This window comes from Flavobacterium jumunjinense (assembly GCF_021650975.2).
Lineage (GTDB): Bacteria > Bacteroidota > Bacteroidia > Flavobacteriales > Flavobacteriaceae > Flavobacterium > Flavobacterium jumunjinense.
This window is the reverse complement of the sequence record NZ_CP091285.1, coordinates 4,260,533-4,282,651: the sequence shown is the minus strand read 5'-3', so window position 1 is coordinate 4,282,651 and position 22,119 is coordinate 4,260,533. Positions and strand designations below refer to the sequence as shown.

At 30.6% G+C, this 22,119-nt stretch carries 17 protein-coding genes; 3 read left to right on the top strand and 14 right to left on the bottom strand.

All coding sequences use genetic code 11. The features are described 5' to 3' along the window. Positions 1–4 precede the first annotated feature (4 nt). The 7 genes from L2Z92_RS19370 to L2Z92_RS19340 all read right to left on the bottom strand — a co-directional run bounded on the left by L2Z92_RS19370 (position 5) and on the right by L2Z92_RS19340 (position 9,734). On the bottom strand, positions 5–973 hold the full coding sequence (locus tag L2Z92_RS19370; protein ID WP_236456359.1) for a DUF368 domain-containing protein: 969 nt from the start codon (positions 971–973) through the stop codon (positions 5–7). Positions 974–1,041: 68 nt separating this feature from the next. Next, positions 1,042–2,436 (bottom strand): tetratricopeptide repeat protein, encoded by a 1,395-nt coding sequence (locus tag L2Z92_RS19365; protein WP_236456357.1) that lies wholly within the window; start codon positions 2,434–2,436, stop codon positions 1,042–1,044. A 159-nt stretch (positions 2,437–2,595) separates the two neighbouring features. Then, positions 2,596–3,777, bottom strand: coding sequence for an aspartate aminotransferase family protein (locus L2Z92_RS19360; RefSeq protein ID WP_236456356.1), 1,182 nt, complete (start codon positions 3,775–3,777; stop codon positions 2,596–2,598). Between the two features lie 53 nt (positions 3,778–3,830). Next, positions 3,831–5,525 carry an OstA-like protein gene (locus tag L2Z92_RS19355; RefSeq protein WP_262912994.1) on the bottom strand — a complete coding sequence of 565 codons (1,695 nt, stop codon included), beginning with the start codon at positions 5,523–5,525 and terminating at the stop codon, positions 3,831–3,833. Positions 5,526–5,631: 106 nt separating this feature from the next. After that, positions 5,632–6,903, bottom strand: coding sequence for an adenylosuccinate synthase (locus L2Z92_RS19350; RefSeq protein WP_236456355.1), 1,272 nt, complete (start codon positions 6,901–6,903; stop codon positions 5,632–5,634). Positions 6,904–6,943: 40 nt separating this feature from the next. Continuing rightward, the gene (locus L2Z92_RS19345) at positions 6,944–7,384 is read right to left on the bottom strand and encodes a Fur family transcriptional regulator (protein WP_236456354.1); all 441 of its coding nucleotides are present in this window, start codon (positions 7,382–7,384) and stop codon (positions 6,944–6,946) included. Between the two features lie 130 nt (positions 7,385–7,514). Further along, positions 7,515–9,734 (bottom strand): RelA/SpoT family protein, encoded by a 2,220-nt coding sequence (locus tag L2Z92_RS19340; RefSeq protein WP_236456353.1) that lies wholly within the window; start codon positions 9,732–9,734, stop codon positions 7,515–7,517. A gap of 115 nt (positions 9,735–9,849) precedes the next feature. On the opposite strand from L2Z92_RS19340, the gene L2Z92_RS19335 reads away from it, so the two are divergent. Next, positions 9,850–10,365, top strand: a complete 516-nt coding sequence (locus L2Z92_RS19335; protein ID WP_236456352.1) for a hypothetical protein — start codon at positions 9,850–9,852, stop codon at positions 10,363–10,365. Positions 10,366–10,444: 79 nt separating this feature from the next. On the opposite strand, the gene L2Z92_RS19330 is transcribed toward L2Z92_RS19335, so the two are convergent. Further along, complete coding sequence (locus L2Z92_RS19330; RefSeq protein WP_236456351.1) at positions 10,445–11,233, bottom strand: TrmH family RNA methyltransferase; 789 nt, start codon at positions 11,231–11,233, stop codon at positions 10,445–10,447. A gap of 240 nt (positions 11,234–11,473) precedes the next feature. Here L2Z92_RS19330 and L2Z92_RS19325 point away from each other — a divergent pair, with 240 nt between their 5' ends. Continuing rightward, positions 11,474–11,683: a hypothetical protein gene (locus tag L2Z92_RS19325; RefSeq protein WP_236456350.1), complete on the top strand. Its 210-nt coding sequence runs from the start codon at positions 11,474–11,476 to the stop codon at positions 11,681–11,683. A 75-nt stretch (positions 11,684–11,758) separates the two neighbouring features. Here the strand turns inward: L2Z92_RS19325 and L2Z92_RS19320 are convergent, their stop codons facing one another. Continuing rightward, positions 11,759–13,048: an amidohydrolase family protein gene (locus L2Z92_RS19320; protein WP_236456349.1), complete on the bottom strand. Its 1,290-nt coding sequence runs from the start codon at positions 13,046–13,048 to the stop codon at positions 11,759–11,761. 18 nt (positions 13,049–13,066) lie between these two features. Next, positions 13,067–16,087 carry an amidohydrolase family protein gene (locus L2Z92_RS19315; RefSeq protein ID WP_236456348.1) on the bottom strand — a complete coding sequence of 1,007 codons (3,021 nt, stop codon included), beginning with the start codon at positions 16,085–16,087 and terminating at the stop codon, positions 13,067–13,069. A gap of 433 nt (positions 16,088–16,520) precedes the next feature. Between L2Z92_RS19315 and L2Z92_RS19310 the strand changes: the two genes are divergently transcribed. Then, complete coding sequence (locus L2Z92_RS19310) at positions 16,521–19,115, top strand: DUF6923 family protein (protein WP_236456347.1); 2,595 nt, start codon at positions 16,521–16,523, stop codon at positions 19,113–19,115. 76 nt (positions 19,116–19,191) lie between these two features. Here the strand turns inward: L2Z92_RS19310 and L2Z92_RS19305 are convergent, their stop codons facing one another. From L2Z92_RS19305 to L2Z92_RS19290, 4 genes are all read right to left on the bottom strand, one after another. After that, positions 19,192–19,725: a GNAT family N-acetyltransferase gene (locus tag L2Z92_RS19305; protein WP_236456346.1), complete on the bottom strand. Its 534-nt coding sequence runs from the start codon at positions 19,723–19,725 to the stop codon at positions 19,192–19,194. 97 nt (positions 19,726–19,822) lie between these two features. Then, the gene (locus L2Z92_RS19300; protein ID WP_236456345.1) at positions 19,823–20,866 is read right to left on the bottom strand and encodes a D-alanine--D-alanine ligase; all 1,044 of its coding nucleotides are present in this window, start codon (positions 20,864–20,866) and stop codon (positions 19,823–19,825) included. Then, a complete protein-coding gene (locus L2Z92_RS19295) occupies positions 20,867–21,541 on the bottom strand; it encodes an NRDE family protein (RefSeq protein WP_236456344.1) in 675 nt (224 codons plus the stop codon). Then, positions 21,529–22,017: a DinB family protein gene (locus tag L2Z92_RS19290; RefSeq protein WP_236456343.1), complete on the bottom strand. Its 489-nt coding sequence runs from the start codon at positions 22,015–22,017 to the stop codon at positions 21,529–21,531. The genes L2Z92_RS19295 and L2Z92_RS19290 overlap by 13 nt, the downstream gene beginning before the upstream one ends. Between the last annotated feature and the right edge of the window lie 102 nt (positions 22,018–22,119).

Sequence of the window (22,119 nt, the reverse complement as noted above, 5' to 3'; positions counted from 1 at the left end):
GCTGTTAGTTTTTGCCTAAGCGATTGGCTATTTTTTCTAAGCCGAAAATTAATACAAATCCGAAAACTAACATAATAATTGCCGTTAAAATTTGAGGATCTCCATTAAAATTTTGAGGTAAAATACTTTTCTCTAAAAAAGGAACAATTTCCCCGTGACTATTTACTCTTGTTTCTAATACTTCTTTCCAAGGCCAAATCTTGTTTAAAGAACCAATCATGAAGCCTATTAAAACAGCTAATGTTGAGTTTTTATGATTGGCAAACATCCAAGTTAGTATTTTAGAGAACAGTTTTAAACCAATAATTGCACCTAATGCGAATGTCATGAGTTTCACCATCGCTTGACCTATAATTTCAAAATTTAGAGAAGTTAGCCCTTCTCTAAATTGATTAATTGTACCAATCACTGTTTGATAGGAACCCATTAATAACAGAATAAAAGCTCCAGAAACACCAGGTAAAATCATTGCAATAATTGCAAGAAAACCAGATAGAAACAAGTAAGGAAGGCTTTCAGGTGATTCAGCGGGTTTTGCAATAGTTATGTAGTATGAAATTACAACTCCTATTATTAATGCAATATAAGTTTTAATGCTCCATTGTGTAATTTCTTTCCAAATGAAAGCGATACTTGCAAGAACAAGTCCAAAAAAGAAGGACCAAACTAAAATGGGTTTTGATTCTAATAAATGTGTGATTATTTTTGAAAAAGTTAAAACACTCAATGCTATTCCCAATACAAGCGAAATAAGGAAATTTCCATTTATGGAGTTCCAAGTTTCTTTTATTCCTTTTTTTCTAACATTTTTTATAGCAGAATAATTGATACTATTAATACTATCTATAAGTTCTTGATAAATACCAGAGATAAAAGCAATTGTTCCTCCAGAAACTCCAGGAACAACATCTGCTGCTCCCATTGCGATTCCTTTTAAAGTAATTAATAAATAATCGGGGAAAAGTTTTCTCATGGTTGTAAAATAATGTCATTCAGAATTTAAAATCAAATTCTGAATGACAAATTTATAGAAACTTTTTATTATTCTCTGTATTTTTCAATGATGTTTTGTACTCTTTTTTTCTTCCACATTATAGGGAAAATTTCTTCAATCATAGTATGATTTCTGAAATTCAATCGTAGTCCATTATTAAGATGGAAATTTCCTTTTTTAGTATCTGATATTAAATAATACAAACCAGCTAATCGATATTCAATTTCATATTCTTCTGGGAATACTTCTGTTGCTTGAAGTAATATTTCAATAGCATTTTCATATTCTCCCAATTCTTGAAGCATATTTGTCCATAAAACAAAAGTATCAAGGTTAATATCTCCTGCTTCAAAAGCTTTTCTATAGCCTAATTCTGCTTCTTCATAGAACTGCATTCCTTGATTAATTGCAGCAAATCGTTTCCAATATAAACTATTGTCTCCATCTATTGCTATCGCTTTGTTAACATAGTAGATTGCTTTTTGGAAGTTTTTCTGACGAATGTAGAAGTCTGTAATTGCAATCCATGCTTTGTCTAATAAAGGGTCTTCATGTACTGTTCTTAAATAGAATTTTATTGCTAAATCTTTTTGGTTTAATTTTTCATGACATTTTCCAATTCTTAGCAGGGCAAAAGAGGTTGGATCGTCTAGTTCCATTGTGATATTATAGCATTCTATCGCTTCTTTATACTTTTTTAATTTCTCTAAGCCTTTTGCTTTTTCGAGATAAGCACCAAGGAAATTCTCATCGATAATTGTAGCATAATCAAAAGCCCAAACTGCTTTTTCGTAGTTTCTTAGCGCATAAAATTGTCTCCCTAATTGATGCCAAGCAACTTCGCTATATGGATTGTTATCTATGAATTTCTCTAAATATGCTATTGCTTCATTGTTTTGATCCAAAAAGTCAAAACAATAAATAACATTATAAAGAGCAGAATAATCCATAGTATCTTCATCAAGACATTTTATGAAAAATTCTTTAGCTTTTTCGAGATTATCCATGAATAAATATTCCATTCCAATCATAGAATATACATCTATAAAATCGTCGGTATATTCTAGAGCTATTTTTAGCGATTCTATAGCTTTTTCGTGCTGGTCTTTTTTAGAGTAAATGTTTGCCTGTTGAATGTATATTTCTTCATTCGTTGGCTCTATAGCATAGAGGTCATTAAGTAGTTTTTGAGCGACTTCTAATCGGTCTTCATAGATTAACATTTCTACTTGAACTAATCTTAATCCAGTAGATTTTGGATGTTGCTCTAAACTAAGCTTTAATGCTTTTTTAGCTAAATTCATTCTTCCAGTATCCATATAATGAAGAATAATGTCTTCAAACTCTTCAGAATCAAAGAAAAAAACTTTATTTGTTTTTAACATTGACTCGAACTTTGATAAGGATAGGTTATTTTCTTCTTCATCGTGACTCAATCTCATAGCAATAATTTTATGGTTTTGTCCTTTATTAAAATTAAACATTTTATCCGAACTATCTCATTTCTGTATGAATTGTTTTAAACAATTTAATTAACAGTTATACATCTTTGCTATAGTTAAGGTAGTAATTTTATAGGATATGGCCTAATATTTTGATTTTTAATTCTTTATTGAATCCAATACGTCAAGAATAATGCCACAACCTTTTTTAATTTCGTCTTTTGAAATTGTTAAAGGAGGTGTTATGCGTATTGCCTTACCTTCAAACAATAACCAAAAAAGAATGACTCCTCTTTTGTGACACTCTAAAATGACTTGATTTGTTATTTCAGGACTTTCTGTCATAACCGCTAGCATTAAACCTTTTCCTCGAATTTCAGAAATTAAAGGATGTTGTAGTAATTCTCTAAAAAGTTTTTCTTTTTCTAGTGTTTGTTCTATTAAATTGGTTTCTGTAATTTCTTGTAAAGTTGCTAAAGCTGCTGCAGCGATTACCGGATGTCCTCCAAAGGTTGTGATGTGTCCTAATTTTGGATCGTGACTCAATAAATCCATCATTTTTGCAGAAGCAGAGAACGCTCCAACAGGCATTCCACTGGCCATTCCTTTTCCCATAACCACTACATCTGGAATCATATTATAGTTTTGAAAACCAAATAGTTTTCCAGTTCTTCCAAATCCAGGTTGAATTTCGTCTAATATCAGTAGTGCACCAACTTCATCACAGCGTTTTCGTACTTTAAGTAAGAAATCGTTTTCAGGCTGAATGAAACCCGCACCACCTTGTATAGTTTCTAAAATAATTCCAGCTGTTTTTGTGGTTATTTTTTCAAGATCTGCTTCGTTATTGAATGTGATAAAATCAACATCAGGTATTAAAGGTCTGAAAACTTGTTTGCGTTCTTCAAACCCCATTACACTCATACTTCCCATAGTATTTCCATGATAGGCATTATGACATGAAATTAATTGACTTCTGCCTGTAACGCGTCGTGCCAGTTTTAATGCACCTTCAATTGCTTCTGTTCCAGAGTTGACTAAATAAGTTTTACTTAGGCTTTCAGGTAGGAGTGAAGCGAGTAATTTACAAAATTCAACGGAAGGTTTTTGTGCGTACTCACCATAGACCATTACATGAGAATATTTATCTAATTGTGCTTTTATGGCATTATTTACTCTTTTGGGTTGATGGCCTAATGTATTAGCAGAAACTCCTGCAACAAAATCTAGGTAGGCTTTTCCATTAGTGTCGTATATGTAATTTCCTTCAGCATGAGAAATTTCCATTGCTAAAGGATGTGGTGAAGTTTGTGCTTGGTATTTGAAAAAATCTTCAATCATTTTTAATTGTTGATTTATAGAGTTTGTATTTATTGTTAATAGCTCTTTATAAGTTACTTTTTCTTATTTTCTTTTGGCTTCGGATTTTTTTTGTCATATTCTAATGTCTCTTTTAGAGTTTCCATTGGAGTATCTTCTTCAATAGATTTCTTTTTGCTTTCCATTAGAATTTTTTCATGTAGAATGTTCTCTTCTTCAGGAAAAATATCATCTTTAGATTTTATGCGCTCGTCTCCTCTCCAAATAAAACCTTTTAATTTCCGTGCATTCTCAGGAAATTCAGATTCAGGATAGGTACTGGCTTCAACTTGGTTGTAGGCAGTTTGTGAAACAATTTGATTGTCTTCAAATTCAAAATTCATACTGCTACAAACTTTTTTATCTATTCCAACAAGTTCGTTTTCGTCGTTATACATATAATATATGACTTCTGCATTTTTAACTACATCAACTTCACTTAGCTTGTTGTCTTTAAATTTACCAAAAAGATACTGTCCTTTTATTTGATTGTATCCGTTTTTACTTAATGTGTCTTTTTGAACAATAAGTGCGTTGTTTAATACTTTTAAGGAATCTAGTTTTTCTGTTTCATTATTACCAATTAAATGCATAACGTCTCCTGTCATTTGATTGTCGTTGTTCCAAAGAACAGGTCTTCCTATTAATTGGGTTATACCAGTTTTATTACTTGAATGGATAGAATCGCATTTTCCACTCATGTCTGTTTTATAGAAACGCACATTATTGAAGGCTTTAATAACTCGATCTTCTGGAGGACCAGTTACAAGTATTTTTTTTCCGTGCATATATAAAGAATCGTTTTCCATTTTTGTAATTACAACGGCTCTTTTTGTTAAAATAATTGAATCTTTTCTTGTTTTGGTGTTGCGATACATTTCAGCATAATGTCCTTTTGCTACCATGTTGTTCACTGTATCGGTAATTTTGACATTATTGATCCCTTTTGAAAAGTTTCTTTTTTGATCGTAATATAAATCGTCTCCTTCAATAATTTTATTGTTGTAACTTATTTTACTGTTTTTCTTGAGTTTTCCAACATCGTTTTTGGTGTCGTAGAATCCGTTTTCAGTATAAATTACATTATCGTTACTTGTTATTGTTGAAGATCCGAAAACATATGCATGTCCAGAGTTTTCATAATAATCTAAATGATTTGTTTTAATTGTGCTCTTCGGGTTTGTAACTGTTACTGCTGATGTGAATTGGTATTTTTTAGAATTAATAAAATAGCGTCCTGAATTACTTTTTAATGTGTTTTCTTTATTTACAATAGTTCCTTGACTATTATAGTAGGCAACTTGGTTTTTTTTATCAAAGAAAATGGTGTCTGTTGTTAATGTTGATTCTGGAGAACGAAGAAAAACTTCACCAGTTGCAAAAGCAAATTCGTCTACACCATCATATTCAGCATAACGGCTGTTCATGGTAATTGAATCTCCTTGGTTAATTTGAACATTTCCAAAAGCTTTTACATAGTTTTCATCGGTAAAATAATAGGCTTTGTTGCAATTGATTTTTGTTCCATTATGTAATACTCTAACATTTCCTGTAAAGACCGTTGCTCCGGGAATTTCATATTGGTTCATGTCAATAAAATCAGAATGTTCAATAATGATTTTTTTTGTTTGTTCTTTTGTTCCTAAATCTTTCTTTTTTCCTTTTTCTTGAGCATTTGTTAATGCTCCAAACAGTAAAAAGCAAATTATATAATGCGCTATTTTTTTCAACTGAATTTATTTTGTGTCAAAAATAAGTAAAAAGTAGAATAAGACTTCTCAATTAAGATTTTTTTATAATAAAAAAACGCTTTCTATGTGAAAGCGTTTTGATAATTTATTTTGTAATAGTTTGTTTTCTATCTGGTCCAACAGAAATAACTTTAATTGGTACTTCTACTTCTTTTTCGATGAACTCTATATATTCTTTTAATTCAGCAGGAAGTTCTTCGTAAGTTGTCATTCCTGTTAAATCTGCTTTCCAACCTTTTAGTGTTGTGAAAATAGGTTCAATGTTTTCTGGTTCAATATTATAAGGTAAATGTTGAATCTCTTTACCTTTGTATTTATAACCAGTACAAATGTCTAAAGTTTCAAATCCAGAAAGAACATCGCCCTTCATCATATATAACTGTGTAACACCGTTTACTTGTACTGCATATTTTAATGCGACTAAGTCGAGCCATCCACATCTTCTTGGGCGGCCTGTTACAGCACCAAATTCATTTCCAACTTTAGCCATCGTTAAGCCTTCTTCATTGAAAAGTTCAGTAGGAAATGGTCCACTTCCAACACGAGTAGTATAGGCTTTAAAAATTCCATATACGTCTTTTACTTTGTTAGGAGCAATTCCTAAACCGGTACAAGCTCCAGCAGCAGTTGTAGTTGAAGAAGTAACAAATGGATAAGTCCCAAAATCAACATCTAATAAAGAACCTTGCGCCCCTTCTGCTAAAATTGTTTTTCCGTTTTTTAATGCGTTGTTTAAGTATTCTTCACTATCGATGAAAGTTAACTTCTTTAAGTCCTCGATAGAATTAAAGAATTCTTCTTCCATTTCTTTTAAATCATATTGTAAGTCTACATTATAGAACGAGATCATAGCTTCATGTTTGTCTGCTAATGTTCTATAGCGTAATTTAAAATCTTCTAATTCAATATCTCCAACTCTTATTCCGTTTCTACCAGTCTTGTCCATATAAGTTGGACCAATACCTTTTAATGTAGAACCAATTTTAGCTTTACCTTTAGAAGCTTCCGAAGCAGCGTCTAATAGTCTATGAGTTGGTAAGATTAGATGCGCTTTTCTAGAAATAAGTAATTTGGATTTAATATCCAATTTAAATTTTTCCAATCCTTCTAATTCTTTTTGAAAAACAACTGGATCAATAACGACTCCGTTACCGATAATGTTGATTGCATTTTTATGAAATATTCCAGAAGGTATTGTTCTAAGAACATGCTTAATTCCGTCAAATTCTAAAGTATGGCCAGCATTTGGTCCACCTTGAAAACGTGCAATTATATCATAATTCGAAGTTAATACATCCACGATTTTTCCTTTACCTTCGTCTCCCCATTGAAGTCCTAGTAATAAATCTACAGTCATTTTTAGTAGTTAGTTTATATTATTAATAATAGTATGTGTGTTATTTTACTTTTTTTGTACCATAGAAATATAAAGAATGTGTATGAATGTCTAATTCAAACATTTCTTCCATGGTTTTTTTTATTTGTTGAATACGCGGATCACAAAATTCAATTACTTGGCCACTATCTGTTAGGATAATATGATCGTGTTGTTTGTCGAAATAGGACTTTTCATAATGTGCTTGATTTTGCCCAAATTGATGACGACGAACTAATCCACACTCTAATAATAACTCAATTGTATTATAAAGGGTAGCTCGACTAACACGATAATTTTTGTTTTTCATTTTGATGTACAAAGATTCGATATCAAAATGTTCTTTTGAATTATAAATTTCTTGTAGAATTGCATAACGCTCAGGGGTTTTGCGATGTGCTTTTTCTTCAAGGTATTTGGTAAATACGTTTTTTACAATTTCTTGATTTTTATTGTCTTCCATATTGGATTAACTGAATATGTGCAAAGATAAGTAAACTTAAAGGTTAGAGATTATAACTTAGAAGTTTTTTTTAACAATTAATATTACTTGTGTTAATGCTTTGCAAATTTCTATTGGGTGTAAATATAAATTAATTTTGGTAAATACGTGTTACTTTATCTATACCATCTACTTTTTTAATATTATCGATAAGACGTTTTAAAATGGTATTATTAGGTACAATCACTGTAATTTTTCCATTAAAAATGCCTGCATCACCGTTTAATGATATGTTTTGAATGTTTACATGCATTTGGTTTGAAATTACTTTTGTTAAATCATTAGTTAATCCAATACTATCCATTCCAGTAATGTTTAGCATTGCTCTAAATTCTTCTTGACTAGAGTCTATCCATTTTGCAGGAATTATTCGATAAGCATAGTTCGATTGAAGACTAATTGCGTTAGGGCAATCTTTTCGATGCACTTTTATACCTTCGCTAATGGTTATGAAACCGAATACTTCGTCGCCAGGTATTGGGTTGCAACAAGTTGATAACTTATAGTCTAATTTGTCTTGTTCTATTCCAAAAACTAATAAGTCGTATTTTTTACTGATTTCATTTTTTTGAATCTGTTCAGGTTTTACGTTTGGAGCGCGATTGAATGGTTTCTTTAGGAAATTGACAAGTGTGTTGCTTTTTTGCGCAGCATAATCTTTCAATTTCTGATTTTCAATAGCTCCAATTCCTACACGATAGAACAAATCTAAACTGGTTTGTAATTTGAAAAAATTTACAAGTTCGTTCGTTGTTGTTTCGTTTAATGTAATTTTTAAATGACGAAGTTTTCGAACTAAAATTTCTTTTCCGTCTTCGGCAATTTTTTTAGTATTCTCATTTAATGAGTTTTTAATCTTGTTTTTGGCTCTTGAAGTAGTCACATAATCAAGCCACTGTATTGTAGGCTTTTGATTTATAGATGTGATGATTTCTACTTGATCACCACTGTTTAAAATATAATTTAAAGGAACTAATTTTCCGTTTACTCTTGTTCCTCTTGTTTTTGATCCTATATCGGTATGAATGCTGTAGGCAAAATCTAAAGTTGTAGCCCCTTTTGGTAAAGATTTAATATCTCCTTTTGGTGTAAAAATATAGATTTCTTTAGAATATAGATTCAATTTAAAGTCTTCTACAAAATCTACGGCATTTGCTGCTTGACTTTCTAGTGCTTCTTTCAGCTGATTTAGCCAAATTTCTAATCCGTGTTCTTCAGAGCCTACTCCTTTATACTTATGATGAGCTGCATATCCTTTTTCAGCAATTTCATCCATTCGTTCACTACGAACTTGTATTTCTACCCATCTTCCTTTTGGCCCCATAACAGTAATATGAAGTGCTTCATAACCAGTAGATTTTGGAGAAGAAATCCAATCTCGGAGGCGACTTGGACTTGGGCGATAATGATCGGTTACTACAGAATATATTTTCCAAGCTAAGAATTTTTCATCACTTGGTTCTGATTTATATATAATTCGAAGTGCAAATTTATCATATACTTCATCGAAAGTTACCCCTTGAGCTTTCATTTTTCGACGTATAGAATAAATAGATTTGGGTCTACCTTTTATGCTGTATTCTATACCTTCATTGTTTAAAGACGTTGAAATTAAACTAGAAATGGATTTGATGTATTCGTCTTGTTCTTGCTTTGTTTCTTTTATTTTGCTTACAATTTCATTGAAAACATCGGGTTCTGTATATTTTAAACCTAAATCTTCTAATTGTGTTTTAATATTATATAGGCCTAAACGATGTGCTAATGGTGCGTAGATATATAAAGTTTCGGAAGCAATTTTGGCTTGTTTGTATTCTGCCATGCTACCCATTGTTTGCATGTTGTGTAATCGGTCTGCAATTTTAATAAGTATAACTCGAACATCGTCATTTAATGTGAGTAGCATTTTACGGAAATTTTCCGCTTGCATAGAAACATCTTGTTCTGTTTTTACTTTTGATATTTTAGTTAAACCTTCTACAATTTGACCAATTTTTGGATTAAACATTTTTGTAATGTCATCCACAGTGATATCAGTATCCTCAACAACATCATGCATTAATGCAGCAGCTATAGAAGTAGCACCTAGACCAATTTCTGAAGCAACAATTTTTGCAACAGCAATAGGGTGGAAGATATATGCTTCTCCAGATTTTCTTCTTTGCTCTTTGTGAGCATCAACAGCAACATCAAATGCTTTACGGATAAGTTTTTTGTCTTCGGTTGTGAGGGTTTGATAGCTAATGCGAAGTAATTCTTTATATTCTTGCGCAATTGCTTTGTTTTCTGCTTCTAATTCAAGTTCTGTCATATACTTTCTTTACAACATAAAGTTATAACAAAGATATGGATTGTGCAAGCGCTTTTCTATGGTAAGAAATTTAAAAATATTTTACTACCTTTGCAGCCCCAAATTTAAATTTACCATGAAAAAAATTACAGTTTTGTTTTTTCTGTTTTTATTGTCTTGTTCTTCAGATAATGAAATAGGAAATGAAGTTACAAATGAAACTTTTGAAGGTTTCAAAAATTATGTTCTGTATAATAATTCCGAAGAGTTTAATAAGCTTGAATCGGTTGTTGAAAACGTAACGGCTCCATTACCTTGTTTTGATATTAATTTTAGCACAACTCATAAAGTATCGGATTCTCCCGTTTATGATTACAGTGTTATTTTTAGTTGGAATGCAAATGTGGTTTTTACTGCAACTAATAGTTTGTATATGCAAATTGAACCAATACCATTAGGTTCGTTTCCAACTCAAAATATTCCAATGATGACTACCAATGAAGGTCAAATTTCGATGCAAAACCCAACTTTTTCACCTTCGTTGCCTAATGTTCCATACAAACATTTCAATTATAGATTTGTTTATAGTGATTCTTCCAACCCAAGTTGTGATGGAACAAGTCAGTGGTATTATTTTAATTTAGTACAATAGATTAATTTTAAAAGATAAGAGGCATTTTTTTGCTGAAAAATTAAAAAACACTTGTAACGAAAAGTTTCAAGTGTTTTTTTTAGAAGCCTCTTTGTCTTTTTGCTTCAAACAAAAGTATTGCTGCAGCTACAGAAACATTCATAGAATCAATTTCGCCTTGCATTGGTATGATAATGTTTTGTTTGCTCTCTTTTCTCCAAATTTCAGATAAACCAGTTGCTTCAGTTCCTACAATCATAGCAGTTGGAGTAGTATAATTTTGCGTGTGATATGAAGTTGAGTCTTGAAGTGTTGCAGCATAAATTGCGATCTTGTTTTCTTGCAGATATGCTATTGCTTCTTCTGATGTAGCGGTTGCAATTTGTCTTGTAAATAAACAGCCTACACTAGAGCGAACAATATTGGGATTATACATGTCACTTTTAGGATTAGCTATGATTACTGCATCTATATTTGCGGCATCTGCAGTTCGAAGTAGTGCTCCAACGTTTCCAGGTTTTTCTGGAGCTTCAGCAACAAGAATTAAAGGGTTTTTAGATAAATTTAAATCAGATAATTGTAAAGATTTTGTTTTTGCAATGGCCAAAACACCTTCTGTAGTATCTCTGTAAGCTAATTTTTGAAAAACATCTTTTGAAATTTCTATTTTCTCTGTATTTGTTGTAGTATAAATAGGTAACTCCAATTTTGTAACTAATTCTGGATAAAATAGGAGAGTAGCTATTTCATAACCTCCTTTAATCGCTAATTCAATTTCTCGCTTGCCTTCTATTAAAAAAGTGCCCGTTTGTTTTCGAATCTTTGCTTTTTCTTGTAATTGAACAAGTGATTTAATAAATGGATTTTGTATTGAAGTTATTTGTTTCATTTTTAAAAATATCAGAAAGCAAATTTAGGAAAAGTTTCTCTTTTTGTTCTTGTTTAAATCGGTATGATTATTCTTTAAGTGTTTAAAAAAAACATTTTTGTTAAAATTTTCTTATGATTTATTTGTAATTAACTCTAATGCTGTAAATTAGTAACAAGATAAATTGGAATGCAAGAATAGTCAAAATCTCAATTGACGCTAAATGTTTGAGATTATTTTTAATTAAACAATAAATAAACAATGAGTAAATCAATTTTAAACTTGAAAGGGATTCAAGAGTTATCAAGAAATGAACAAAAAGCAGTTAACGGAGGGAATAGTTGTTGGGGAGCTGGATTGATATGTTACCATGATGCTGATCCTGATTCTGATACTTATAATTCATTCGTGTGTGAAGTAGGTGATAAAAAAAACATATGTTATTGTTGTCAATTGATACCTGCGGATTAATTTTCTAAACGATATGGAAAAAAAAACACTCATAGGTTATTAAATCTATGAGTGTTTTTTTTATTAGTATAAAGTTTATTTCTTAGCTTTAAACTTTTCTGAATACCTATCATAAAGCTCTGTTTGATGACTTTCTAAACTAATTTTACGACCATCTATGAAAGCTTCTGTTACATTGTTTGTTCTCATGTCTAAAGCGTCTCCTTTAGAAATAAACAGAGTAGCACTTTTACCAGTTTCCAATGTACCATAATTCCCATCTATACCTATAATTTTTGCTGTATTAGAGGTGATAAGTTTTAAAGCATCTTCTTTGTTCATTCCCCAAGCAACACAAGTACCCGCATAAAAAGGTAGGTTTCTAATTTGCATGCGTTCCATGTCACCAGCATTTTGTAATCCTACAAGAATTCCAGCGTCTGAAAGTAGTTTTGCATTTTTATAAGGTAAGTTTACATCTTCATCCTCTAACAAAGGTAAATCATGTACTCTTCTTAATAATACAGAAACATTATTATCCTTTAAAAGACTGATGTTTTTGTAAGCATAATAACCACCAACAAGTGTCATTTTTTGAATATTATTTTTCTTTTTAAAAAGAATAGCATCAACAATTTCCTTTTCACCATCTACATGTATAAAAAGTTGTTTTTCACCAGTAGCTAAACCTTTCATAGCTTCGTAAGGAATATCTCTAGTTGTAGTATTAGAGCCTAGATAGGCATTCGCATCATTAAGAAAATCTTGAATTTCTCTAATTTGGTCATCGTATTTTTTATTTGGCTCAATTCCTCCTGGTTCTGCCCACCATCCAGAACGTGAATAACTTCTTGGCCAGTTTAGATGAATACCATCATTTTCTTTAATTACTGCATCTTCCCAATTCCAAGCGTCTAATTGCACAACAGATGAAGTACCTGAAATCCTTCCTCCTCTAGGAGCAATTTGTGCTAATAAAACACCACTCGGGCGTGCTGCTTCAACTAATCCTGATTCTGTATTATAGGCAATGATACTTCTAATATGAGGGTTCATTTGTCCCATTTCGTTTTCGTCATTAGAAGCTTTAACGGCATCAATTTCTACTAGACCCAGTGTTGCATTAGGAGCAATAATTCCAGGATAAATATCTTTTCCAGTGGCATCGATTGTAATATCGTGTTTACTAACTTTTGCTACTGTGCCATCAGTAATTGAAGCAATTTTCCCATCTACAATAGAAATTATGCTATTTTCGATTGTTTTTCCATTACCAATGTGTGCTTTTCCTCCAGTAATTAAAATACTTTCCTTCTGTTTTGAAGCAGGAGTTTGCTGGCTAAAGGCAACACAACTAATTAATAATGTGACTATATATTTTTTCATTTTTTTCTAAATTTAAAATTATTGATACTTAGAGTGTGCAACTTTACAATTTTCTCCGACAGTATCGCAATGGTAATGACCAATTTCTTTTTTCTTAGGAGCTTGTGTTTTTAATCCTTTGTTTTTAGCTTCTAATAAATCATTCGTTAGTATACTACGCTGTTTTTGAATACTTGCTAAAGTTGCAGCTTCTTTTTCTAAATCATAGAAAATAATTCCGTCAATAATTGTTTTTTCTGCTTTTGCGTAAATAGATAAAGGGTTGTCTGTCCAAAGGACTACATCTGCATCTTTTCCAACCTTAATACTTCCAACTTTGTCATCTACTTGTAATAATTTAGCAGGATTTAAGGTTACAAAATTCCAAGCTGTTTCTTCAGATACATTTCCATATTTTACAGCCTTCGCTGCTTCTTGGTTTAAACGTCTAGACATTTCCGCATCGTCTGAGTTAATTGAAACAACAACACCTTGCCCGTTCATTAATGCTGCATTATAAGGAATTGCATCTTTTACTTCATATTTATAACCCCACCAATCTGCAAATGTTGAACCACCAACACCGTGTTCTGCCATTTTATCTGCTACTTTGTAACCTTCTAAAATATGTGTAAAAGTTTGTATTTTGAAGTTGTAGCGCTCTGCTAACTTCATTAGCATATTGATTTCAGATTGTACATAGGAATGACAAGTAATAAAGCGTTTTTTGTCTAATATTTGTACTAAAACTTCCATTTCAATGTCAAAACGTGGTGTTACTTTGTTTTTAGATTTATTGTTATTGAAGTTTGCCCATTCTTTTTTATATTCTAAAGCACGAGAAAAGTAATCTTCATACACTTGTTCTACACCCATTCTTGTTTGTGGAAATCGACCACTTCCCCAGTTAGACTGCTTTACGTTTTCCCCTAAAGCAAATTTGATGTATTTTGGTGCGTCTTTTATTATCATTTCATCGGGTGTATATCCCCATTTAAGTTTGATGAATGCAGCACGTCCTCCAATTGGATTTGCGGAACCATGCAATAGATTTGCAGAAGTTACTCCACCTGAAAGATTTCTATAAATATTAATGTCATCTGAATTTACGACATCTTCGATTGTTACTTCCGCAGAGGAGTTTTGACCACCTTCATTTACCCCTTTCGAAACTGCAATGTGAGAATGCTCATCTATAATACCTGCAGTAAGGTGTTTTCCTGTTGCATCAATTATTTTAGCATTAGAATTTGAAATGTTTTTTCCAATTTGAATGATTTTTCCATTTTCAATAAGTACATCGGTGTCTGTAAGATTACCTTCTTTTTCTCCTGTCCAAACTGTTGCATTTTTGAAAAGAATACGTTCTTGTTTTGGTTTTTCGCTATTACCGAAAGCAATATTAGGAAACGATACAGGAATCATTTCAGGAACTTTTGGTTCGTTTTTCTTGTCTTCTTTTTTATCTTCTTTCTTGTCAGTTATTTCTTTTTTAGTTGCTGTCCAAACAGTTTCTTTTCCATTCTCTAAAATAGCTTTACCTTCTAGAGTATTTTTGTTTTTAACACCTGTTAATCTATAATAGGATGTGTTTACAGTATCTTTTGTTTTTACAACAAATGAAATCCATGGTTCTTTATATGTTGTTTTTGTACCATATTCAATACTGTCTTTAGATACTTTAGCTTCAAGCTTATCTAGTTCTCCAGAAAGTTTTAGTTCGAATGTCTCATTGTTGAAAGTTAAATCATAATCACCACGAATATCTTCAATATTCATTTTATCAATAATATTTCTATTTCCTTGAACCCAATTTTCATGAATGGTACTTTTTTCTTCAAAAATATCACCAGAAACAATTATGAAGTTCGCTAATGAACCTTTGTTTAGAGAGCCAATTACGCTAGATTGGTTTAATAATTTGGCAGGAATTTCCGTTAGTGCTGCTAAAGCTTTTTCCTTCGGAAGTCCATAAAGAACTGCTTTTCTTAAATTTGATAAAAAGTCTTTAGCATCTTTATTATCTGATGCAGTTAAAACAAAATTCACATCGTTTTCTGCTACTATTTTTAAATTGAAAGGAGCCTGATTCCAGAACTTCATATCACTTAGGCTAACTTGTTGTGCTAAATAAGGATCTGAAACATCATATGCTTCTGGAAAGTTTAAAGGGATAATATAAGTCGCCCTTGTTTTTTTTATTTCTTCAATTTTCACAAACTCATCGCCATCTCCTTTAATTAGGTAATTTACGCCAAATTCTTTCCCAATTTTATTTGCTCTTAATTTGTTTAAAATATCTCCAGCTTCGAAAATTTGGAGTAAATTTTTATTAGCAATAAAACTGTCTAAAGATAAGTCTTTTGTTTTTGAATTTCCTGCTGCATACCATTTAGAATCATGATAAACCTGACGAATTAATGCCATACTTCCCATTAATGAAGAAGGATAACTTTGATTAGATAATTTACTTCTACTAAATGTGAAATGTTGTGATATTTTTGTGTTTAGAATTCGTTTAGCATTATTATCCTCATCATTTAGCGTCCAAAGTAATCCAGTTCCAGCAATAACACCATCATTATGATGACTTACTACTGTTCCAAAACCAATGTTTCTTAGTGATGCAGCTGTTTTTGTATCATAACTTAAGTTTTCATAGGCATTGTATTCTGGTTTGATGTGGTCATTCCAGTAGAAACCCTCTCTACTTGAGTCATATTCTCTTGAGAAACCTTTAGGTATTGTTGGTTTTGGTTTGTCTATACCAAACTCACTATATAGATCAATAAAGGATGGGTAAATTGTTTTTCCAGAAGCATCAATTATAGTTGCGTTTTTTGGAAGTGTTATGTTGGTACCAACGTCTACAATTTTTCCTTCTTTAAATAGGAGTGTTGCTTTGTCTATTTTTTGTGTTGCAGAAACATAAATCGTTGCATTGGTTATTGCAACATGATTTTTAAATGATTGTTTTACACCGTCATTTTTTGGAAAGTAATCTTGAGCATTACTTAAAAATGAGATACAAAAAACAATCAAGAGTGTGTAAATTCTCATAGAAAGTTTTGGTTTGGTTGTTAAAAGCTCTAAATATAGTGAGAATTACTTTTTAGGTTTTGCTTGCGATTTGAATTTTTAGTTTTTTTTAACGTTTGTACTTTATAAGTAGACAAAAGTATGATTTGATTTTACCTGTAAGCTTTAAAAATTAATAACATTTTCTTTTTTATCGAATCATTTTTTTTGTACCTTTAATTATTGTTTTTTATTGAAAATCAGACATATAAGATGGTTTTGTAATTTTTTACAAGATTGTTTTATTAATACACTTTGTAAAGTCTATATTTTAAAACATTCATAATTTTTAAAGGTAAAAAAGGTTCGTCGAAAGAAAAGCGCAATTAATCGATGACTAGGTTGTATTAAACGAAGTTTTTAAAATGGCGAGATATTTACTCTTAATTTTATGTAACAAATTAAAATCAATAGCATGAAGAAAACTACTATCTACTTAAATAAAATATGGTTAATCGGTCTTTTTATATTGATTAATTCTAATATATTAGCACAGAACAATCCTTTTAATTGTGATTATAATGCCTATCTTTTTCAATACAATGATGTTTATTCCATAGATTTAGCATCTGGAAACTCCTATCTTGTAGCTACAGATGTAACTCCTGGTAATATCAATGCTGCAGCATATAACCCTGCAGATGGATATATTTGGGGGTATTTAAATTCGCCCGATAAAACCATTGTTCGCATCGGACAAGACTTTGCTACTACAACTTATTATATTCCCGAATTAACAAGTGGAAATAAATATGTAGGCGATATTGATAGTAATGGAATATATTTTTTAAAAGCTGGTGGAGCTACTTATTATAAGGTGGATTTAAATCCTTCGTCACCAAATTATGGACTTTATATTTCTACTGAAAGTTTATCCCAAGGTATTTCTGTTCATGATTGGGCATTTAATGCTAACGATGGTTATTTGTACACTGTTGAACAAAATTCTAACATTTTATACAGAATTGACTCGTCTAATGGGAGTGTAATTCCGTTAGGGGAAGTGCCAATTTTGAGTGGTTTAAGTTATACTTATGGAGCGGTTTATTTTGATGCATCAGGAAATTTTTATGTATCAGCTAATCAAACGGGAACTATATATATGATTAAAAATGTTCAAAATTTGACTGGTTCTAATGGAATGACTTCAAATCTTTTTGCTTTTGGTCCTTCTAGTTCAAGTAATGATGGAGCGCGTTGTCCAACTGCTCCAGTTCCTCAGGAAGATTGTGTAAATGGTATTGATGATGATGGTGATGGATTAGTAGATTGTGATGACCCTTCTTGTTCTGGTTATGCTTCATGTCCTGTAATTCAAGCTCCTGTTTCTGGAGGTAATAACGGTGGTTTAGAAAGTAATAATAGATTGGCTGAACAAATTAATAAACGTAATTTTAATAGAACAAGAAATAATTATAAATTCAATAGTGAGAAAGCAAGAAAAGTAACTAGAACAGCTAGTTACGGCAATAAAAATCCAAATAATTTTCAATTAGCAGATTTCATTCCGTTAGGAACAATATTTGAAGATGAAGTAATTGAATCTACTCCTACAGATTTATTAGCTATTACGAATGCAACAGCTGTTTATTCTGTAGATTATATAAAAAATAATAAGTCGATAGCTTCAATTTTAGCACTAAAAACGGATGAAGGAGTTTATGAACATACAAAATACATTTGCGATAGATTATTAGGAGCACAATTATTATCGGTTTCAACAATCGAAATTAATGGACAAACGTTTATTAAATCGATAATTAAAAATACAGACGGTTCAATGGAGTTTGTATTAAGCTTTTCTGCAAAAGTAGTTAATAATGAAACTAATTTCGCAATAGAAAGTCATTGGAATTTAGATTCTTATGAAGATAATGTTACTTTTTATAATTTCCAAATATGGACAAACTCTCTAGATGATTTATATGGATTAGGAGGAGAGGTTTTAAATTTAGTTAATACACAGAAAACAATTTCAGATTTTAATAATTCATTGCCTCCAACTGTATATGTTAGAAAAGGAAAGTATAATAATGGTAGTTTAGATTTGCAAGTTGTTAATACGAATCGTACACAAAATGTAACTTTTGACGCAGGGTTAAGAGTAACTGAAACAAGTGCAAGTAGTACATTAACCTCTCAAATTAACCTTGCAGGAAATTATATAACGAATTTGCAATTAGCTACAGGAAATCTTTTTGATGTAGGATTTAGACTTGGTGATGGTGTTGCAATTCCAGACGATTTGTTTATGTCTGATGGGCCTTGGGGCGTAGATGATGCAGGAACAAACACAACAGTTATGAATTATGCTATTTTACCAAATTCAACTCTTTTTGATATTGATGAATTTCCAATTGAAAGAAATGTTGTTTTAAGCGCAAACACTTCAGATTATATAGCTGTTTATAGAGCACTTACACCTAGATTTAAAGCAGTAGATTTATCAGAATATCAAAGTTTTAAATTAAAAGCTAAGGGAACTGGAACTTTGGAAATTAGATTTGTGAAAGAAAGTATTACTAATTGGGAAGAACAGTATGAAACATCAATTGTTTTAACAAGTACTCTTAAAGACTATGCCATTCCTTTTTCTGCTTTTACAACGACAGATGGTTCAGAATTAATTTTAGATGATGTTAAAACAATTGTATTTACTATGAAATCTGAAAATGGAACAGTAGTAACTAAAGAAATGACACTTGAAGCAATTCGTTTTTCGAAAGATTTTATAGAAACGTTTGATAGCTCAGATTTAGAAACTATTTCAGTACAACCAAACCCTATGTTAACAAATACAAGTTTACATTTTATAACATTACAAGAAGAGTCGGTTGTATTATATGTTTATAACCAATTGGGAGAAATTGTTGAACAAATAAATTTTGATGCTGTGAATGGTAGAAATGAAATAATGATGAATAGAGGAAAACTAAGTACAGGATTGTATTTCTGTAAAATAGTGAGTCCAAATCATGACTATAAAGCAATTAAGCTTTTAGTGAAATAAAATTGATATAATGTTTTTTTTATAATTTGATTATTTTTTTTAATAACCTCATTCTATAGTTTTGAATGAGGTTGTTTTATTTCTCTACTTCTTTTTTTAATTCATACCAGACACATGGAATTTCATTATTCCATAAGTATTCATTTTGTAATTGAAGCCCTATTTTTTCTAAAACTTTTCGAGAACCTTTATTGTTGATATGTGCAGAAGCATAAAGAGTAGATACTTTTAATGTATTAAAAGCATATTCTAACCATGCATTTGCCGATTCGTATGCAAAACCTTGACCCCAAAACTCTTCTTTAAAACGGTAACCAATTTCATAAAAATTAATATGATTGTTTTCTTCTTCTGTAATGAATTTTAATCCACACCAACCTAAAAAATCACCAGTTTCTTTTAATACTACTGCAAAGCGACCAATGTTATTTTTTAAATATTGTTCATTGATGTTTTTAATATAAACTCGGCTTTCTTCAATTGACTGGACTGGGTTTTTTCCTAAATATTCATGAACATTTGGGTTGTTGTCAAGTTGAAACATATCTTCATCATCAGAAAGTTCTAAAGGTCTAAGAAGAAGTCGTTTTGTTTCTAAAGTAAGGTTCATATTATTTGTAAAATTCTAAGAGATATTATTCTCTTGTTTTCCAGAGATAAAATTACAAAAAAATATTTTGCAATTCTTAACATTTGAATTACTGTATTTAGAACTTTAAAATTGTATCATAATATTCGTGATGCTTTTTAAACTCTTTAACACCCTCTTTAAAAGTTAAATATTTTGCTCCTTTTTTCTTATTATGGATACTAATTTCGTACATATATTTGAAGTGACGTGTTAATTCTTTCCAGCCATACAATAATGAATGTTGCGGATCATATATATGTGTTGGCTCACTAATAGCACCATTAATTTCTACTATTTTAAAGTTCTCTCCATTTTCAAGCTCTTCATAGGTATTAAACATAATGTCCATTCTCCCAAAATGAAAACCTTCAATTTTTTCACAAATAAGATTGAAACGGTCAACTAACTTAGGTGTAATTTGATGACTGGCATCTATGAATTTTGTTCCTCTACAATGATTTCCATAAGGAACCAAGTTTATTGATTCCTCTGCATTTAAGACAGTGTTTAATTTTTCTTTATATTCTTTTTCTAGTGCTTCAATTTGAAATAGATATCGTGGATCTTTTTCAAGATGTTCTTTTATAGTTTTTTTTCCATCACCATTAATAATCATGAATTCTTTTTGTACAATTCCTGTAATTATTCCTTTTTCCTCATTTGGTAATCTTACATAGAACAAACCAATCTCATTATGAAACGGAATTAATCCTTGAATTAAAAAATCAAAATTAGCTCTAGTACTATAATCTAGAAGTTCAATTTCCGAATTTATTTTTTTTACAGCAGTTCCTCTTAATCCAATATCAGGTTTTCCGATTAATGGGTATTTTAATTCATTTTTTTTGAGAATTTCTCTAATCTCTTTAAAAGGTGTGTTTACTTTAAAAAGGAATGTTTTTGGATAGTATTCTTGAGGAATTAAATCATAAATTTCTTTTTTAGATTCCATGAAAAATCCACCATTTTTGATGCTAGGGTTGGAAGCATTGAAAAAGAAAAATGACTTTGCTTTTACTGCGTAATATAAATATTGAAAATAAACAGGAAGGTAAACAATTTGATAAGGCCAATATTCCCAATGTTTAATTTTATGAAATAATAATTTTGTCTTTTTCATTTACATTAAATCAATATATTTTGATGAAATTTTATTTTGTACTAAAACACATTGAGTAATACTGATTGTCTTTAGTGTGTTGTTTCTATTTATTTGTAACCCAAATTCTTTATTGTCGCTTTCAGTAAATTGATGAAAATTTAATAGTGATTCAGGATTAATGTTTTCTTGGTTTTTTAAAATATATTCGTGAAACCAAATTTCTCTTTTATCTCTAGTTTCTTTCTCATAAAGTGTTGAAGAAGACCAAATATGATTTTTTTTTGGATTTAATGAGATTGTCGATTTTTCTAATTCATTCCATTCTAATTGATATAATTCTTCTCCATTAAAATAGACAATTGTAAAAGGTTCAATTCCATCTAAATTTATTGTTTTCCAAACATCTAAAATAGTCTCACTAGTAATCAAGTCAATTACAATTAAACCTCTACTTTTTCGATATTGATTTTTTGTGATGTGTTTCTCTTTAGCTCCATTTAGTAAAATGATGATATTTTTTTCATCATAGGCGAACCAAGTTCCACCTGCTTTTGGATCTTTAGGGAAAATTACTTTTTTATTATTAATAAAATATTCTGTTGGCGGAATTGCTTTTTCTCTTGCTACTTTTTCATCTCTGTTTGAAGTTAAGCAAGAACCATTCTTTAAAGGAACATAGGTTACTGTACACATTGCGTTTTAAATTCTATTGTCGATTTTGCAACACCAAAATCTTGCGAAATATTAATTTTTGGATTCTTTAGTATGGCTACTTTTATTAATGCTTGATGATGAATACTATGTTCTAAATTATAAAGTAATTCTCTAAAATAATTAGTACTAATAGTGAACAAAGGTTGAATAGCTCCTTGCTCTAATAATAAATCTTTATTGGGTTGATTTATATTTGAAAGGATATTTTCAATAGCTTTTTTTGCTTCAACGATTGAAGTTTGAATAGCTAAGTTTCGCTCTCGCTTATCATAGTTTACTAAACCATGGGAGTAATTTTTTATTAACACCTGATAAAGTTCGATAATATGTCGCGTATGCTCACCAATAGTAGCATTACTTAATTCTGGATGACAATATGTGAAATCTAGATCGCTTAGTTGATCTAGTAACTGTATTATTTCTTTAAAATTCTCTTTAATTGAGGCTATTAGCATTTATTTTTTTATAAAAGTGTTTTGTTTTAATGATGAATTCTAATTTATATATTGATTAACGATAGTTTATTTGAATTTGTAATAGTAGGATCAAAGACATTT

What these genes read in the sequence shown, in the direction of transcription:
- L2Z92_RS19370 (WP_236456359.1), bottom strand. Translation starts at nt 973, where the DNA reads ATGAGAAAACTTTTCCCCGATTATTTATTAATTACTTTAAAAGGAATC.
- L2Z92_RS19365 (WP_236456357.1), bottom strand. Translation starts at nt 2,436, where the DNA reads ATGAGATTGAGTCACGATGAAGAAGAAAATAACCTATCCTTATCAAAG.
- L2Z92_RS19360 (WP_236456356.1), bottom strand. Translation starts at nt 3,777, where the DNA reads ATGATTGAAGATTTTTTCAAATACCAAGCACAAACTTCACCACATCCT.
- L2Z92_RS19350 (WP_236456355.1), bottom strand. Translation starts at nt 6,903, where the DNA reads ATGACTGTAGATTTATTACTAGGACTTCAATGGGGAGACGAAGGTAAA.
- L2Z92_RS19345 (WP_236456354.1), bottom strand. Translation starts at nt 7,384, where the DNA reads ATGGAAGACAATAAAAATCAAGAAATTGTAAAAAACGTATTTACCAAA.
- L2Z92_RS19340 (WP_236456353.1), bottom strand. Translation starts at nt 9,734, where the DNA reads ATGACAGAACTTGAATTAGAAGCAGAAAACAAAGCAATTGCGCAAGAA.
- L2Z92_RS19335 (WP_236456352.1), top strand. Translation starts at nt 9,850, where the DNA reads ATGAAAAAAATTACAGTTTTGTTTTTTCTGTTTTTATTGTCTTGTTCT.
- L2Z92_RS19330 (WP_236456351.1), bottom strand. Translation starts at nt 11,233, where the DNA reads ATGAAACAAATAACTTCAATACAAAATCCATTTATTAAATCACTTGTT.
- L2Z92_RS19325 (WP_236456350.1), top strand. Translation starts at nt 11,474, where the DNA reads ATGAGTAAATCAATTTTAAACTTGAAAGGGATTCAAGAGTTATCAAGA.
- L2Z92_RS19320 (WP_236456349.1), bottom strand. Translation starts at nt 13,048, where the DNA reads ATGAAAAAATATATAGTCACATTATTAATTAGTTGTGTTGCCTTTAGC.
- L2Z92_RS19315 (WP_236456348.1), bottom strand. Translation starts at nt 16,087, where the DNA reads ATGAGAATTTACACACTCTTGATTGTTTTTTGTATCTCATTTTTAAGT.
- L2Z92_RS19310 (WP_236456347.1), top strand. Translation starts at nt 16,521, where the DNA reads ATGAAGAAAACTACTATCTACTTAAATAAAATATGGTTAATCGGTCTT.
- L2Z92_RS19305 (WP_236456346.1), bottom strand. Translation starts at nt 19,725, where the DNA reads ATGAACCTTACTTTAGAAACAAAACGACTTCTTCTTAGACCTTTAGAA.
- L2Z92_RS19300 (WP_236456345.1), bottom strand. Translation starts at nt 20,866, where the DNA reads ATGAAAAAGACAAAATTATTATTTCATAAAATTAAACATTGGGAATAT.
- L2Z92_RS19295 (WP_236456344.1), bottom strand. Translation starts at nt 21,541, where the DNA reads ATGTGTACAGTAACCTATGTTCCTTTAAAGAATGGTTCTTGCTTAACT.
- L2Z92_RS19290 (WP_236456343.1), bottom strand. Translation starts at nt 22,017, where the DNA reads ATGCTAATAGCCTCAATTAAAGAGAATTTTAAAGAAATAATACAGTTA.